The 14371-nt window shown below is 66.7% G+C and carries 16 protein-coding genes; 9 read left to right on the plus strand and 7 right to left on the minus strand.

Annotated elements, in window-relative coordinates:
- Positions 1 to 4: 4 nt before the first annotated feature.
- Positions 5 to 1003, minus strand: a complete 999-nt coding sequence (locus ACP693_RS13830) for a D-cysteine desulfhydrase (protein WP_426020254.1) — start codon at positions 1001 to 1003, stop codon at positions 5 to 7.
- Positions 1004 to 1089: 86 nt separating this feature from the next.
- On the opposite strand from ACP693_RS13830, the gene ACP693_RS13835 reads away from it, so the two are divergent.
- Complete coding sequence (locus ACP693_RS13835; protein ID WP_426020256.1) at positions 1090 to 1917, plus strand: TIGR02587 family membrane protein; 828 nt, start codon at positions 1090 to 1092, stop codon at positions 1915 to 1917.
- Between the two features lie 6 nt (positions 1918 to 1923).
- Entirely contained in the window at positions 1924 to 2313 is a 390-nt protein-coding gene (locus tag ACP693_RS13840) for a hypothetical protein (protein ID WP_426020258.1), read from the plus strand.
- Here the strand turns inward: ACP693_RS13840 and ACP693_RS13845 are convergent.
- Positions 2310 to 2717: a BLUF domain-containing protein gene (locus ACP693_RS13845; protein WP_426020260.1), complete on the minus strand. Its 408-nt coding sequence runs from the start codon at positions 2715 to 2717 to the stop codon at positions 2310 to 2312. The genes ACP693_RS13840 and ACP693_RS13845 overlap by 4 nt on opposite strands.
- A 475-nt stretch (positions 2718 to 3192) precedes the next feature.
- Between ACP693_RS13845 and thiC the strand changes: the two genes are divergently transcribed.
- The 5 genes from thiC to ACP693_RS13870 all read left to right on the plus strand — a co-directional run bounded on the left by thiC (position 3193) and on the right by ACP693_RS13870 (position 8785).
- A complete protein-coding gene (gene thiC / locus ACP693_RS13850; RefSeq protein ID WP_426020735.1) occupies positions 3193 to 5022 on the plus strand; it encodes a phosphomethylpyrimidine synthase ThiC in 1830 nt (609 codons plus the stop codon).
- A gap of 71 nt (positions 5023 to 5093) precedes the next feature.
- Complete coding sequence (locus tag ACP693_RS13855) at positions 5094 to 6248, plus strand: AAA family ATPase (RefSeq protein WP_426020262.1); 1155 nt, start codon at positions 5094 to 5096, stop codon at positions 6246 to 6248.
- A 621-nt stretch (positions 6249 to 6869) separates the two neighbouring features.
- The gene (locus tag ACP693_RS13860) at positions 6870 to 7379 is read left to right on the plus strand and encodes an AAA family ATPase (protein WP_426020266.1); all 510 of its coding nucleotides are present in this window, start codon (positions 6870 to 6872) and stop codon (positions 7377 to 7379) included.
- Positions 7376 to 7552, plus strand: a complete 177-nt coding sequence (locus tag ACP693_RS13865) for a hypothetical protein (RefSeq protein WP_426020268.1) — start codon at positions 7376 to 7378, stop codon at positions 7550 to 7552. The genes ACP693_RS13860 and ACP693_RS13865 overlap by 4 nt, the downstream gene beginning before the upstream one ends.
- Before the next feature lie 336 nt (positions 7553 to 7888).
- Entirely contained in the window at positions 7889 to 8785 is an 897-nt protein-coding gene (locus ACP693_RS13870) for a hypothetical protein (protein ID WP_426020270.1), read from the plus strand.
- A 173-nt stretch (positions 8786 to 8958) separates the two neighbouring features.
- Here ACP693_RS13870 and ACP693_RS13875 read toward each other — a convergent pair whose 3' ends face one another.
- Both ACP693_RS13875 and ACP693_RS13880 read right to left on the minus strand, forming a co-directional pair.
- A complete protein-coding gene (locus tag ACP693_RS13875) occupies positions 8959 to 9615 on the minus strand; it encodes a DsbA family oxidoreductase (RefSeq protein ID WP_426020272.1) in 657 nt (218 codons plus the stop codon).
- 65 nt (positions 9616 to 9680) lie between these two features.
- A complete protein-coding gene (locus ACP693_RS13880) occupies positions 9681 to 10562 on the minus strand; it encodes a DUF1206 domain-containing protein (protein ID WP_426020274.1) in 882 nt (293 codons plus the stop codon).
- A 131-nt stretch (positions 10563 to 10693) separates the two neighbouring features.
- Here ACP693_RS13880 and ACP693_RS13885 point away from each other — a divergent pair, with 131 nt between their 5' ends.
- Positions 10694 to 10894 carry a hypothetical protein gene (locus ACP693_RS13885; RefSeq protein ID WP_426020276.1) on the plus strand — a complete coding sequence of 67 codons (201 nt, stop codon included), beginning with the start codon at positions 10694 to 10696 and terminating at the stop codon, positions 10892 to 10894.
- Between the two features lie 107 nt (positions 10895 to 11001).
- Positions 11002 to 11697, plus strand: coding sequence for a Crp/Fnr family transcriptional regulator (locus ACP693_RS13890; RefSeq protein ID WP_426020278.1), 696 nt, complete (start codon positions 11002 to 11004; stop codon positions 11695 to 11697).
- Here the strand turns inward: ACP693_RS13890 and ACP693_RS13895 are convergent.
- Genes ACP693_RS13895 through ACP693_RS13905 form a run of 3 tightly spaced genes read right to left on the minus strand, consistent with a single transcriptional unit; the run spans position 11694 to position 14151 of the window.
- Positions 11694 to 13136, minus strand: coding sequence for a sensor histidine kinase (locus ACP693_RS13895; protein WP_426020280.1), 1443 nt, complete (start codon positions 13134 to 13136; stop codon positions 11694 to 11696). The two genes, ACP693_RS13890 and ACP693_RS13895, sit on opposite strands and share 4 nt — an antisense overlap.
- Positions 13133 to 13813 carry a response regulator transcription factor gene (locus ACP693_RS13900; RefSeq protein ID WP_346494761.1) on the minus strand — a complete coding sequence of 227 codons (681 nt, stop codon included), beginning with the start codon at positions 13811 to 13813 and terminating at the stop codon, positions 13133 to 13135. Before ACP693_RS13900 ends, ACP693_RS13895 begins: the two co-directional genes overlap by 4 nt.
- A complete protein-coding gene (locus tag ACP693_RS13905) occupies positions 13813 to 14151 on the minus strand; it encodes a hypothetical protein (RefSeq protein WP_426020282.1) in 339 nt (112 codons plus the stop codon). The genes ACP693_RS13900 and ACP693_RS13905 overlap by 1 nt, the downstream gene beginning before the upstream one ends.
- Between the last annotated feature and the right edge of the window lie 220 nt (positions 14152 to 14371).

The following is a 14371-nucleotide window of genomic DNA, read 5'->3' on the forward strand; positions in this document are numbered from 1 at the left end:
GCCCCTACAGCGCCCCTTCGATCTCGCTCTGATAGCCGAACAGCCCCTGCGCCCCGCCGGTGTGCAGGAAGACCACCGTCTCGCCCCGGAACTGTCCGGCCCGCGCCAGGGCGATCAGCCCCTTCATCGCCTTGCCGGAATAGACGGGGTCCAGCACGATCCCGTCCAGACGCGCGGCCAGGGTCAGGGCGTCGATCACCCCCTGGTCGATCAGGCCGTAGCCCTCCCCCACATAGTCGCAGTCGGCCACCACCCTCTCGCGCGTCACCCGCCCCGGCTGGCCCAGCAGGGCGGCCGTCTCCTCGGCCAGTTTGAAGACGTTCGCCTCCTGCTTCTCCTTGGGCGCCCGCACCCCGATGCCCAGCACCGGAATGTCGGCCCCCATGACAGCCAGCCCGGCGACCAGGCCGGCGTGGGTGCCCGCGCTGCCCGTCGCCGTCACGATCCGGTGGACCTCCAGGTCCATCTCGTCGGCCTGGACCACGATCTCGCGCGCGCAATCGACATAGCCCAGCGCCCCAATGGGGTTCGAACCGCCGCCGGGAATGACATAGGGTTTGCCGCCCCGCGCCCGCACCGCGTCCGCTGTCGTCTCCAGCTCCGCGACCATGTCCGTCCCGCCCGGCACGGTGCGGATGCTGGCCCCGAACAGCCGGTCCAGCAGCACATTGCCGTTGCCGACATAGTCGCTGGCCTTGGACCCCGTGCGCTCCTCCAGAATGATCTCGCAGGCCAGGCCGTGCGCGGCGGCCGCCGCCGCCGTCTGGCGCACATGGTTCGACTGCACCGCCCCTTGCGTCACCAGCGTATCGGCGTCCTGCTCGAACGCGGCGCCCAGCAAAAACTCCAGCTTGCGCGTCTTGTTGCCCCCGCCCGCCAGGCCGGTGCAGTCGTCGCGCTTGATCCACAGATCCACGCCCAACGCCTCCGACAACCGGGGCAGCGGCTCCAGCGGCGTCGGCAGATGGGCCAGGCGGATGCGGGCGAAACGGGCGAGATGCATGGGGAAGGCTCCTGTTCGCCGCCTTGATAGCGCGCGGACGTGACAGGCCCAAGGAGCCAAAACGGAGCGCCAAGCGTTGCCGCTTCATGACCGCCGCCGCCCCCTTCGACCTGCGCAAGGAACGCGCCTACGTCCGCGATCTGGCCCGCGCCTTCGCCGGCGCCCTGGTGTTCAACATCCCGCTGCTGATGACGATGGAGATGTGGGAGCAGGGCGTGGCCATGGAGCGCTGGCGGCTGCTGACCTTCATCCTGGCGGGCCTGCCCCTGCTGTACGGCCTGGCCTATTATGCGGGCTTTTCAAAGCGGCGCGGGTTTCGAAACGACATTCTCGACACCGCCGTGGCCCTGGCCGTCGGCTTCGTCACCGCCTCGGCGCTGCTGATCCTGTTCGGCGTGGTCCAGTGGAACGCCCCGCCGCATGTGGCCATCGGCATGGTGGCGCTTCAGGCCGTGCCCGGCGCCATGGGGGCGCTTCTGGCCCGACGTCAACTCAGCGGCGACGGCGGAGGCGACACCGACGAGGACGCGGCCTCCTATTTCGGCGAACTGTTCCTGATGGCGGCGGGCGCCCTGTTCTTCGCTTTGAACATCGCCCCGACCGAGGAGATCATCCTGATCGCCTACAAGGCCACGGCCCTGCATGTCCTGGCCCTGATCGCCCTGTCGCTGCTGCTGCTGCACCTGATCGTCTTCAACGCCGGTTTCGCCGGTCAGGAAGAGGCGGATCGGCCCCTGCACGCCTTCATGCATTTCACCCTGCCCGGCTACGCCATCGCCCTGGGGATCAGCCTGTTCGCCCTCTATGTCTTCGGCCGCACGGACGGGCTGTCGGTGCAGGGCGTGGTCCAGATCGCCATCGTGCTGGGCTTTCCCGCCGCCATCGGCGCCGCCGCCGCCCGCCTTCTGGTCTGAGGATCCATGCCCGCCAAATCGCCCGCCAAAGCCAAGTCCACAGACCCCGGCCGCCCCGTCCTGCAATGGGTCATGGCCGTGGTCGGCGCCGTCGTCACCCTGTCGGCCATCGCCATCGTGGTGTGGGAGGCGCTTCAGCCCGCCGCGCCCCCGGCCCTCAGCGCCCGGATCGTCGCGGTCGAGGCCACGTCGGCCGGCCACGTCGCCACCATCCGCGTCCAGAACGACGGCGACGACACCGCCGCCGCGGTCGAGGTCGAGGGCGTGCTGGGCGACCAGACCGCGACCGCCAGCCTCGACTACGTCCCCCGCCACGGCCACGCCCAGGCCTATCTCCGTTTCGACGCCGACCCGCGCGCGGCGTCCGTCTCGGTCAAGGGCTGGTCCGCGCCCTAGGCCGCCTGGGCCAGGGCGGCCTGCTGCATCCGCTCGACCGTCTCCTGGGCCGAACCTTCGCCGCCGACGGTGGCGCTCAGCACGTCCTCCAGCGCGGGCGTCACGCGCACGCTGGCCATGGCCCAGCCGGAGAAGTCGCGGGCCTCGATGGGCGCGCGTTCGATCACCACCACCTCGTCGTGGCGTGGGTCGTTCGCCAGCCGGGTCATCAGCCGATCCAGATCCTGCCCCGCCCCCTCCAGCACCTGCAGGAACCGGCCGTCGTGGATCATCAGGGCGCCGGTCAGGTCGTCGCGCGCATTGTTCCTCTGCGACACCGCCAGGATGTCCACCTGCATCAGCAGGCTGTCGGCGTCGCCGCGCGCTCTACTGGTATAGACGACGCGTTCCAGGGCCAGGCTCATGTCGTCTTCTCCTCCAGAGCCGCAATCCGGCCGTCGCCCGACCATAGCCAATTAAAACAGATGCAACTACAAGGACTTGTGTACGATACCGGACAACTCGACTTCCCGGCTCGGGCGCGTTAGGGTGATCGCGTTCTCCGGGGGGTCGCGCAGCGCGCCTTCAGCGAGCGGTTCCAGCGAGCGGTTCGAAGGCGCGCCACTTAAGTGGGCGCTTTCCGGGCGGCGAACCGGCGACCACTTCGCCTGAAAGCGCCCAGCGGCTGAGATTGGCGTAGCCGCCTGACCCGTCGAACCTGATCCGGGTCATGCCGGCGAAGGGATGGGAAACGCTTTTGGTCCACGCTACAGGACCGTTCCGCCCGACGTCGGCAGACCTCAACCGTTTGAGGCCGCCATGAACATCCAAGTCACCCCGCCCGTCCTGCCCGAAGAGCCCAATGTGGATCTGGCGCTCAAGGACGCCCGCGACGCGGTCATGCGCGAGACCGGAACCATCCCCACCGGCGAACGGGCGGGCAGCCGCAAGGTCTATGTCGCGGGAGAACTCTACCCCGACATCCGCGTCCCCTTCCGCGAGGTCGCCGTCCATCCGTCGGCCAACGAGCCGCCGGTGACCATCTACGACAGCTCCGGCCCCTACACCGACCCGACGGTGACCATCGACATCAAGCGCGGCCTGCCCCTGGTGAAGTCGTCATGGCAGATGGATCGCGGCGACATCGCCCCGGTCCTGAACCCCCGCGAGGTCAAGCCCGAAGACAACGGCCACGCCTCCGGCCGCCACCTCGCCCCCCGCTTCGACGTCTCGAACCACCGTGTCTTCAAGGGCGTCGAGGGCCGCCCCGTCACCCAGTACGAATACGCCAAGGCCGGCATCATCACGCCCGAGATGGAATATGTCGCCATCCGCGAGAACCTGCGCCGCGAACAGAACGCCCCCTGCATCCGTGACGGAGAGGACTTCGGCGCCGCCATCCCCGACTTCGTGACGCCCGAGTTCGTCCGGCAGGAGATCGCCCGCGGCCGCGCCATCATTCCGCACAACATCAACCACCCCGAGGTCGAGCCGATGATCATCGGCCGCAACTTCCTGGTGAAGATCAATGCGAACATCGGCAACTCCGCCGTCCTGTCGTCGGTGGACGACGAGGTCGACAAACTGGTCTGGGCCACCCGCTGGGGCGCCGACAACGTCATGGACCTGTCGACGGGCCGCAACATCCACAACATCCGCGACTGGATCATCCGCAACTCGTCCGTCCCCATCGGCACCGTCCCCATCTATCAAGCGCTGGAGAAGGTGAACGGCGTCGCCGAGGACCTGACGTGGGAGGTGTTCCGCGACACCCTGATCGAACAGGCCGAACAGGGCGTCGACTATTTCACCATCCACGCCGGGGTGCGCCTGCCCTTCGTGCCGATGACGGCCAAACGCGTCACCGGCATCGTCTCGCGCGGCGGCTCCATCATGGCCAAATGGTGCCTGTCCCACCACAAGGAGAGCTTCCTCTACGAGCATTTCGAGGACATCTGCGACATCATGCGCGCCTATGATGTCTCGTTCAGCCTGGGCGACGGCCTGCGCCCCGGCTCCATCGCCGACGCCAATGACGAGGCCCAGTTCGCCGAGCTGCGCACCCTGGGCGAACTGACCAAGATCGCCTGGGCCAAGGGCTGCCAGGTCATGATCGAGGGCCCCGGCCACGTGCCGATGCACAAGATCAAGGCCAACATGGATGAGCAGCTGAAACACTGCCACGAGGCGCCCTTCTATACGCTTGGCCCGCTCACCACCGACATCGCCCCCGGCTATGACCACATCACATCCGCCATCGGGGCGGCCATGATCGGCTGGTTCGGCACGGCCATGCTCTGCTACGTCACGCCCAAGGAGCATCTGGGCCTGCCCGACCGTCAGGACGTCAAGGACGGCGTCATCACCTACAAGATCGCCGCCCACGCCGCCGACCTGGCCAAGGGCCACCCCGCCGCCCGCCTGCACGACGACGCCCTGTCGCGCGCCCGGTTCGAGTTCCGCTGGGAGGACCAGTTCAACCTGGGTCTGGACCCGGAAACCGCCCGCAAATACCACGACGCCACCCTGCCCAAGGAAGCCCACAAGACCGCCCACTTCTGCTCCATGTGCGGCCCCAAGTTCTGCAGCATGAAGATCAGCCAGGACATCCGCCGCGACGCCCAGGCCCAGCACGACGCGGGCGGTTCGCTGGCGGAAGCCGAGGCCGGAATGACGGAGATGAGCGCGAAGTTTAGGGCCGGCGGCGGGGTGGTGGAGGTGAAGGTGTGAGGCGATAACTGAAAATCTTGCTGCATACCCTCCTGGCCCGTAATCTACCGCGAACTCATCTGAGGTAAGCGGTGCTCGTCAATCGAATCATTCTGGGAAACTGGCGCAATTTTCGCTCGATCAACGTCGGGCTTCGCGAAAGGCAATTCGTAGTCGGCCCTAATGCGGCGGGAAAATCTAACTTCCTAGACGCATTCAGGTTTCTCCGAGATGTCGCAAAACCAGAGGGAGGCGGCGTACAAAAGGCAGTCAAGGATCGCGGTGGCGTATCTAAACTTCGCTCGCTGTCTGCGCGCAAAGACCCAGAAATTACGATCGAGCTGCATCTTTCGGAAACGCAAGATGGCCCCACGATCTGGAGATATAGGCTATCTATTGGCCAAGAAATTCGAGGCTTCAGACGCCCTATCGTTGCCGAGGAAAAGGTGTGGCGCGACGAAGAAATCGTCCTATCTCGCCCCAACTCAGACGACCGAGACGACCCAGAGCGCCTCACTCAATCATTCCTTGAGCAAGTTAATGAGAACTCTCAGTTTCGAGAACTAGTTAACTTCTTTTTCTCGACGACATATCTTCATCTCGTCCCGCAACTGCTTCGCCACCCCGAGCTGTTTCAGGGAAGATTGCTTGAATCTGATCCGTTTGGGCAAGGATTCTTGGAACGAGTAGCTAAGACTAGCCCCCGAATACAAAAATCACGACTTGCAAGAATTGAGACCGCTCTTAAAGTGGCGGTTCCTCAACTTCAGCAACTTCGATTTGAGCGCGATGACGATACTGGCCGCCCTCACCTGGGCGCTCTGTACTCTCATTGGCGACCAAATGCTGGATGGCAAAGAGAGGATCAATTTTCTGACGGAACACTAAGGCTAATAGGACTCTTATGGTCCTTGCTGGAAAGCGAGTCCCTTTTACTGCTTGAGGAGCCTGAACTTTCTCTCAATTCGGCGATTGTTGCTAGGCTAGGCCCTCTAATTTATCGAATGCAGAGACAGCGTCGTCGTCAGGTCATCGTAAGCACGCACAGTATGGACTTACTTTCCGACGAGGGCATTGAGGCTAGGGAAGTTATTCTCTTAGAACCAAGCCACGAGGGAACGGCCGCAACGGCCCTATCTGATTTCGATGACCTGTCGAGGCTGATGAAGGCAGGTCTTTCTGCTGGAGAGGTTGTGCTGCCAAGGACTCGACCACGGCAACTTGATCTGTTCGCTGCGTTGGACTGAAATGCCAGGCCATCTAACGATTGTTACTGAAGATTTGCCCTCTGAAATCGTGACTGAGATTTTGCTTTCTCACGTCGATCCTCATGGCGTGGTTGTCAATCGACTTGGGAGACAAGGAAACGGCTATATCCGGCGCAAGCTAAAAGACTTCAACGAGGCGGCAGCAGGGCTAAAAATATTCGTCCTTACGGATAGAGACTCGGTCTTAAATTGCCCCATCGAACTCCGACAAGAATGGATCCGGGGCCCTCAAGCGCCAAACTTGGTCGTTAGATTTGCAGAGATGGAAACCGAGGCTTGGCTCTTGGCTGACCCGGACAGAGTCACGGAATTTTTAGAAATTCCGGGAAATCGCGTACCAAATAATGTTGATCGACTACCGGACCCAAAGCAAACATTCGTCAATCTGGCACGATCATCGAGGAATAGCCGTATTCGAGACGACATGGTTCCTGCTCAAGGTGCGTCTGCGGCAGTTGGCCCAGCTTACAATCCCAGAGTTGAAGAATTCCTCCGGACGAAATGGCGGGTTGGGGTAGCCATAGAAAACTCTCCCAGCCTCAAGCGTGCAGCAACAAGACTTCGAGAGCTAATGCATCGAGAATAGTTGGTCGCTTTCTAATGCCCACCCTCGTCCTCCTCGCCGGGCCGAACGGCGCCGGCAAGACCACCTTCATCAACCGCTTCCTGCGTCAGCGGGCGGAGGCCTTCCGGTTCGTGAACCCGGACGAGGTGGCGCGTGGTCTGACGGGCGAAGGCGCGGCGCGCGATCTGGCGGCCGGGCGGCTGGTGCTGGAGCGGCTGGACGCCCTGTTCGTCGAGCGGGCCGACGGGGTGCTGGAGACGACCCTGGCCACCCGCTCCCACGCCCCGCGCATCCGCCGGTTCAAGGCCGCCGGATACCGTGTCGAACTGATCTATCTGCGTCCGCCCTCGGCGGACTTCTCCGTCGCCCGCGTGGCGCGCCGTGTCGCCCAGGGCGGCCACGGCATACCGGAAGACACGCTGCGCCGCCGTTTCGCGCTCAGCCTCGACTATCTGGAGACGGTCTACAAACCGCTGGTGGACTCGTGGGAGGTCTATGCGAGTAGCGACGAGGGCCTGGAACTGCTAGAAACGAGCCCGCGATGAGTAAGATTTTCGACACCGAAACCGTTCTGAAGGCCGGGCGCGACGCCGCCCTGATCGCGCGCACCGGCACGCGCGAGGAGAAGTCCGGCAAGTTCCTGCCGCCGCCCGGCTGGAAGGGGCATCTGGTCACCGCCGCCGACGCCCCGGCTGCACCGAAGAAGAAGCGGGCCTAGGCGTGTGCTCCCTCTCCCGTTGGGAGAGGGCTTGAGCGTCCGAGAGCGAAGCGATTGGAAACGCGAAAGGGGTGAGGGTCGGACCTCGCCGGTGACGCACGACCCTCACCCTTTCGGCTTGCGGCGCGCTTCGCTTGCCGAGCCTCAAGCCCTCTCCCAACGGGAGAGGGACAGATGCACAGCTAGCGCCCCTTCCTATACAACATGTCCCCTCCCGGCCCGTTGAAATCCCTCGGCTTTCGCGAAATCGACGGCCTCTACCCTATCACGGTTCGGGACGGCCTTAGACTGGGGGCGCGTCCTGGGATCGGGCGTGGGCGACAGCCGGGGGATGGGATGGACGACGATCAGGCCTATGACGACGGCGAGGGCGGCGGGTTCGATGGGCCGCGAGATCCGCATTACGATGCGGCCACGCAGCAGGGGCTGGATCAGATCCGCGTCCTGCGCGCGGCGGGTCTGGAACAGGCGTATCGCGACGCGCTTCACCTGGACTGCTCGGCCGAGGCCGAGGTGCGGTTCTGGCGCACGCACGGCCTGCCGATGCATCTGTTGCGGCCGCCGACCCTCGCCGCCTCCGACGCCGTCGCGCGCGACGCCGACCGGGTCCACAATCGCGGCTATCGCCGCCTGTCGAAAGAGGCCTGGCAGGCGGCGGGCAAGGCCTATCTGGAGGGCGACACGGCCGAGGAGGTCAGCGCCCGTTACGGCATGGGGGTCAGCACCTTTCGCGCCCGCGCCAGGGACGAAGGCTGGCGGCGCGAGGACCAGGACGATCCCGCGCCCCTGCCAATGGACGACCCCATCGACCTGCCGTTCGAGACGGCGCAGGGCCTGCCCGACTTTGCAGAGATGGCGGCCCACGCCCTGGTGCGGATGGGCCGGGCGGTCCAGGCCGGGCGCGCGATGGAGGCGGCGCGGTGGGTGCGGCTGCACGCCCATCTGACCCGCCTGGCGCGCGAGGCGGAGCCGCCGGCTGCCCCATCCGCGCCGAAGCCCGAGCCGAAACCGAAAGAACCCGACATGGCCGAACGCGCCACGGCCGTCGCCCGGGAGATCGGCGTCATCGCCCTGGAGGCCGCCGCCCTGACGCCCGGCGACTACGCCGGCCGCGACGCCCTGATGGCCCGAGTGGAGGCGCTGGACGACCTGAAACCGCCCCCGATTTCAGACGAATTGCACAGTTCAGACGGTGTTTTTGATGCGGGGGAGTCTGAAACCGACCCGCCGTGATCGTCTCCTCCCCATCGCCTGCGATGGGGAGGGGGACCGCGCCCGCAGGGCGTGGTGGAGGGCTCTTGACGCCCCACTGACATTGGCCTTGCTGAAAAAGCCCCTCCGTCACGGCGCCAAGCGGCGCCGCGCCACCTCCCCGTCGCTTCGCGCCAGGGAGGAGACGGTGAAGCTCACACCTCCGCCGCCATCTTCCTCAGCGCCTCTTCGAACACCGACGCCGGTTGGCCGCCGCTGATCAGGTATTTGCCCTCCACCACCACGGCGGGGACCGAGGTGATGCCGCGCGCGCGCCACAGGTCCTCTGACGCCCGCACGGCCTGGGCGTAGCGGCCCGAGGCCAGCACCTCGCCCGCCTCGGCCCGGTCCAGCCCGGCGGCCTCGGCGGCGGCGGTCAGAACCCCGGCGTCGGTCAGGTTGCGGTTCTCGGTGAAGTGGGCGGTGAACAGGGCCTGTTTCAGGGCCTTCTGCTTGTCGGGCGCCGTCTCGTGCGCCCAGTGCAGCAGGCGGTGGGCGTCGAAGGTGTTCCAGATCCGGCTGTCGTCGGTCATCCGCATGTCGAAGCCGACCTCGCCGGCCCGCTCTCGGATCATGGCGCGGTTGGCGGCGGACTGCTCAGGCGACGCGCCGTATTTTCGGCCGATGTGTTCGACGATGTTTTCGCCCTCGGGCGCGATCTGGGGGTTCAGCTCGAACGGCTGAAAGGCGATGTCGGCGGCGATCCCCTCGCTCTTGAGGGCGTCCAGCGCCGCCTCCAGCCCGCCCAGGCCCACCACGCACCAGGGGCAGACCACGTCGGAAACGAAGTCGATCTTCAGGGTCTTGGTCATGGCGAGGGCCTTCTGGAACAGCAAGTGTTGCTGGAATATAGGGAGGCCAAGCCCGACGCCAAGCCTCAGCCGATCTTCAGATCCCTGGGCGGCCGGATCCTGCGCCAGCGCGCCTCCACGAAGGCGAAGGCGCCGAAGGCCATCAGCCCCGCCGCCGTCAGTCCCAGGATCCACGACCCGCCCGGCTGGGCCTCCAGCGCGTCCAGCGCCGCCGCCGTCGTCGTCACCTCGCCCGACCGCGCGTGCAGCCCCGCCAGAACCACGAACACCCCCAGCGGCAGATAGGCGAACCCCCGCGCCCCGTATCCCGCCCGCGCCAGGGCCGTCGCCGTCCCGCAGAAGGCCTTAGGACAGGCCAGGGCGTCGTCGAAGTCGTCGCGGAAGGCCCGAACGATATTGCCGACGCCGACGCCCAGCACCACAAGCCCCGCCCCGATCAGCAGCGCCTCGCCGAACGGCAGACCCAGCAGAGCGGCCGCCTTCTCCTGGTTCTCGGCCACGCTCTCCGCTTGGGCGGAGGATGCGCTGGTCGCCTCGCCGAACTCGTCCAGATACTCGAACACCCCCGACGCCAGCACGCCGTAGAACAGGCCGCTGGCCGCCTGCCCCGCCCGCGTCGCCCAGCCCTTCAGGTCGGCCCCCTCATGGTCCGCGTCGAACACCGCCTGCAGCACCCGCCAGCCCACGAAGGCCCACAGGCCCAGCCCCAGCAGCACCAGCCAGACCTTGCCGAACGGCTGGGCCGCCAGCCAGCCCGTCGCCCCGCTCGTCCCCACGGCCTCGCCGATCCGGTCCGTCGCCGCCAGCAGGGTCAGCGCCCCGGCCGACAGATAGACGAAGCCCCGCGCGCCATATCCGACCCGCGCCGCCCACTCGACCAGCGTCGCCAGCGGCGGCAGGCGCCGCAGGACAGGGGCGCGTCTAAGAAAGGTCTTGGCGGCGGTCATTGCATCCCCGGCGGCGAGAAGCCCCCTAACGCCGCTCGCACGGCAAAGGCTCCCGAACCCGCGCTGTGTCGACATCCGACAGACAGGCCCGCAACCTCAAGGCTAAGGTTCTCGGCCTGGGAGCCGTTCGCTTGCGCATCTACGAGTTTCACTTCTTCGACGAGGCCGACCGCCGCCCACTGCTCGACTTCTTCGACGGGGCCGACGACGCCATGGCCGTGGCCGCCGCCCGCAAGCGCCTGGCCGATCACGCCTCCTGCATCGGTGTCGAGGTTCATCAGGCCGAGCGTCTCGTGGCCCGGCTGGAGCGCACCGCCACCGACGCCGGCTGATCGGTTTCGTACACATCTCGGTAAAATCAGGGCTTTTCCCCAGAAAGCGGAGCCGGATACAGCTACGCTGTGTCGAGTTTCGACAGACGCGCGAAGCAGATCGCCCTATGCGCGAACTCATGCGCAGTCTCCCGCCGGGCAACCGGTTGATCCACGACCTGAATCCCGAAGACCGCGACGCCCTGCTGGCGATCGCCGTCCCCGTCGAATTCGCCCTGGGTCATGTGTTCAACGAGCCGGACGACGCCATCGAACACCTGCACTTCATCGACAGCGGCTTCTGCTCCTCGGTGGCGGTGCTGGAGGACGGACGAACGGTGGAGACGGTCATGATCGGCCGCGAGGGGGTGCTGGGCGTCGTCGCCTCGGTCGTGCCGCACCACGCCCACACCCGCAGCGTGGCCCAGGTCGCCGGCACGGCGCGGCGGGTGGACGCCGCGCGCTTTCGGGCCCTGTCGGCCCAGCGGCTGGGCGTGCGCGACGCTGTCGGCGACTACATGGCCCGGCTGCAGGGCGAACTGGAGCAGTCCACGGCCTGCAACGCCCTGCACCACGCGGGCCAGCGGTTCGCCAAATGGCTGCTGCGCTGTCACGACCGGGTCGAGGGCGACACCCTGAACCTGACGCAGGAGTATCTGGCGTCGATGCTGGGGTCGCAGCGCACCACGGTTAACGAGGCGGCGCAGGGGCTTCAGAAGGCCGGCGCCATCGCCTATTCGCGCGGCCGCATCACGGTGCTGGACCGCGCGGCGCTGGAGCGGGCCGCCTGCGAATGCTACCGCCGGGGCGGCGACCCGCTCTAGTCCGCCTGGGCGGCCGGCAGTTCCAGCACGGCCTTCAGCCCGCCCATGTCGCTGTCCGCCAGGTTCAACCGCCCGCCATAGGCGCGGGTCAGGTCGTCCACGATCGACAGGCCCAGGCCCGAGCCCGGCGCGCTCTCGTCCAGCCGCGCGCCGCGCTGCATGACCGTGTCGCGTTGGTCGGCCGGCAGGCCCGGCCCGTCGTCCTCGACCACCAGGATCATCTGCCCCAGGCCGCTGCCGCCCGCCGAGACGCGCACCCGACGCTTGGAAAATTTGGCGGCGTTCTCGATCAGATTGCCCAGGATCTCCTGCAGGTCCTGACGCTCGCCCAGGAAGGACAGGTTGTCGGGCGCGCGCCAGTCGATCTCGACGTTCTTGTCGCGGAACACCTGTTCGATCATGACCGCCAGCTCGTCCAGCACCTCGGCGACGGGCGTGGTCTCGCCCAGGCCGTGGGCGGCGCGGGCGGCGGCGCGGGCGCGGCGCAGGTGGTGATCGACCTGGCCCTGCATGACCTTGGTCTGACGCCGCACCAGTTCGGGCAGCGACCCTTGCGTCGTCCCCGCCTCGGCCAGCATGACCGAGATCGGCGTCTTCAGCGCATGGGCCAGGTTGCCCACGTGGGTGCGCTGACGCTCCACCACCTCCTGGTTATGATCCAAGAGGCGGTTGACCTGTTCGGCCAGGGGCTGGATTTCCAGCGGATAGGACCGCCCGATCCGGGCCGACTTGCCCTTTCGCACATCGGCGATCTCGTCGCGCAGGTCGAACAGGGGGCGCAGGCCGATCCGGACCTGGATGAAGACCGCAGACACCAGGCCCAGGCCCAGGATCAGCATCGCCGTCCAGGTGACGCGGGCGAACTGGCGCGTGTCGGCGTCCACCTCGGAGCGGTCGATGGCGGCGATGAAGATGACCGGATGTTCGTGCCGGGGAATGGACTTCATGCTGGCGGCGACGCGCAGGGGCTCGCGCGTCACGTCGTCGTCCTTGGGACCGGTGGTGTTGAAGGTGATCACGTCCCCGAACGCCGCATCCAGCCGGTTGGGCAGATCGGCCGGCAGGGTCAGGTCATAGCTCCACAGCGAGTTGGAACGGGCCAGGCTGACTAGGCGTCCGTCCGGCCGAACCTCCATGATCTGCCAGTATTTGCCGGACAGCAGGCGCAGGGTGCGGGCGTCCTGGATCTGGGCCACCACGTCGCCCTGGGGCGTGCGGCTGGCGCCGACCACGATCTCGTCGATGGTCTCGTTCAGCATGGCCCCCAGACGGCGCAGCGCCGATTCCTGGAAGGCCTGGGTCAGGACCAGGGCGGCGACGACCAGGGCCACCAGGATCCAGGCCGAGGCCAGCCAGATCAACCGCCGCGTCAGCGAGCGACCGGGCCGCCCGAACCAGCGGCCCCAATCCTGACGCCTGGAAGCCGACGCCTCGGTCACGCCGCTTCGGATTCGCCCGCCAGAGGCGTCAGCCGATATCCCAGGCCGCGCACGGTCTCGATCCGGTCGGACCCGACCTTCTTGCGCACCCGGCCGATGAAGACCTCGATGGTGTTGGAATCCCGGTCGAAGTCCTGATCGTACAGGTGCTCGACCAGCTCCGTGCGGCTGATGACCCGGCCCTGATGCATCATCATGTAATGCAGCAACCGGTATTCCAGCGAGGTCAGGCGCAGCGGTTCGCCGTTGACGCTGGCCCGCGCCGCGCGCGGATCCAGCCGCAGGCCCCCGCAGGCCAGGGTCGCAGAGGCGATGCCGGCCGAGCGGCGCAGCAGGGCTCGCAGGCGCGCCAGCAGTTCCTCGGTATGGAAAGGCTTGGTCAGATAGTCGTCGGCCCCGGCGTCGAAGCCCGCCACCTTGTCCGACCAGGCGCCGCGCGCCGTCAGGATCAGGACCGGCGTCGTCTTGCCGTCGCGCCGCCAGCGCTCCAGCACCGACACGCCGTCGATCTTGGGCAGGCCCAGGTCCAGCACCACGACGTCATAGGGTTCGTTCTCGCCCAGATAATGGGCTTCCTCGCCGTCAGGAGCGTGATCCACGGCATAGCCCGCGTCGCCCAGCGCCGCCTTAAGCTGACGCGACAGATCCGCGTCGTCCTCGACCAAAAGCACCCGCATCAGTCAGGCCTGCGACGTTGGTTGTTGTTGTCAGGGCGCGCCTGGCCGGTGCGGCCGTCGACCACGACCTCGCGCACGCGGCCGTCACGTTCGACCAGGACGGAGTAGTTGCCGTCGCGGCGCGGTTGGGTGTCGATGGGGCGGCCGCCGCCGGCCGCGCCGCCACGGCGACGCGCCTCGTCCGGACTGACGCGCGGAGGGGGTCGATCCTGCGACTGTTGACCCTGATCGCGCGACTGGGCGACCGCCTGCGTCGAAAGGACGGGAGCGAACGCCAGGGCCAGGGCCAAGGCCAAGGCGGGCGGGGCGACGATGAGGCTGGCGGGTTTACGGGACATGGCGACCGATCTAGGCCCAATCATCTGAACGGGCGCTGAATACGTCGTATAGTTTAAAGCGACCCTCGCGCCAAACCGGCGAACACCGATCCTGTCGAAGTTGTCACCGACATGAACCGAATCTGATCGGCGCTGTTCAGAACCGGCTCAGCCGCCGGATGGTCAACTCTCCTCATCGCTGGTCACCCCGACCGGCGAAGACCGTTTCAAGGAGATCGCC

This window comes from Brevundimonas sp. TWP1-3, from assembly GCF_049896085.1.
Classification (GTDB): domain Bacteria; phylum Pseudomonadota; class Alphaproteobacteria; order Caulobacterales; family Caulobacteraceae; genus Brevundimonas.